Below are 1439 nucleotides of genomic sequence, written 5' to 3' on the forward strand. Positions count from 1 at the left end.
ATTTTATAAAGAAGAGTATGCAAACCCTCCATGCAACAAATAAGGAAAATCCTGTATGGAAAAAACTTCAAGAATACGCTGCTTTTCGGTTCTTTGATACATGGAAAGAGCAGTGGGAGTATGCTCATACGCTCTTTCAGGCAGCAAAGACCATTTGGAATCTGCCCGAAAATCTCTACGATACACATCCCGATACGAAAGCAACCTTACCTCTCTACTTTCGGATGGAAGAATTTTACAGAGAATGCTTAGGCAAAGTCCAAATGCAAAAAAAAGAGAAGCAAAAATTGGAAGACATGATCTATACCTTTGGAGAGGAGGAAGAGGAGGGAAGCGCTGTGTTTGTCAAAGCAATTTCTCTCTCCCATTTCAAATATTTTAAGAATATGGATATACAGGAGCTGAAGCAGGTAAACCTCCTAATAGGGGAAAATAACTGTGGCAAAAGCACCTTGTTAGAGGGTCTCTACTTTTCTGCTCTGGTCTCCGATGCAGATCTCATTCCAAAAATGTATCTATTGAGAAATATGAAAATACAGTCGGCAGATGAGTATAAGTATTTTTTTCATAATATGGATACTACTATCAAACCCAAAATGGTTTTACAATTTAGAGACGAAACCATGAGGGAAGTAGAACTCTCTCCCCTGTATGCAGAAGAGAGAATATCTTCTAAAAAAAAAGGAGAGTTGCAGGGTATAGATATACACCTGAGCATAAAAAAAGGCACTGCGGAGAACAACTATTCGTGTAAACATGCTTGGAAAGATAATAAGGTATCTTTTTCAGAAACAGAGAATGTCTATGAAGAGCGTTTCTCTGCATCGTATAACTCTTACAGAACATATTCAGAAAAAGAGATGGATGAGAAGTACTCCGATATAATGAAAGAATCCCAAGAACATACAGTGGTAGAAAAGCTGAAAGAATTTTATCCACAGATTCAGAATTTGGTTCTTCTCACAGATGGGTTATATGTGAAACACAAAGATTATACAGAAAAAATACCAATACAGCTCTTGGGAGATGGGGTGAAGCATTTCCTGAACCTGCTCATAGATTTTGTTTCGTCTCAAAATAATAATATCATTTTGATAGATGAGATAGAAAGCGGAATGCACTACTCTGCACATAAGCTGCTCTGGAAAAATATTCTCTTTTTTGCAAAAAACATGAAGGTGCAGTTCTTTATCACTACCCACAGCAAAGAAACCATACAGTACCTTCAAGAGGTGCTGGCTACCAAAGAATTTGCAGATATGCAAAGCGAAACAGTAGTATATAATCTTATACAGAAAAAAAGTAATGGAGAGGGAATGGCTCTCCGTTGGCAGTACGAGGATTTTAAAGATGCTTTAGAATATGACAATGAAATCAGATAACCCATACAAAAAACATACATGCTGCAATAACACATAAATAAAGGGATGGGATCTAAA

1 protein-coding gene is annotated in these 1439 nt (G+C 37.0%); it reads left to right on the forward strand.

Annotated features, from left to right (window positions below; translation table 11 throughout):
- Positions 1 to 1382 (forward strand): ATP-binding protein (locus tag QM536_04150; GenBank protein ID MDI9356205.1); only part of this gene is annotated, 1382 nt, incomplete at its 5' end.
- Positions 1383 to 1439: the final 57 nt, after the last annotated feature.

The sequence above is a fragment of the Chitinophagaceae bacterium genome, from assembly GCA_030053935.1.
Classification (GTDB): domain Bacteria; phylum Bacteroidota; class Bacteroidia; order Cytophagales; family JASGCU01; genus JASGCU01.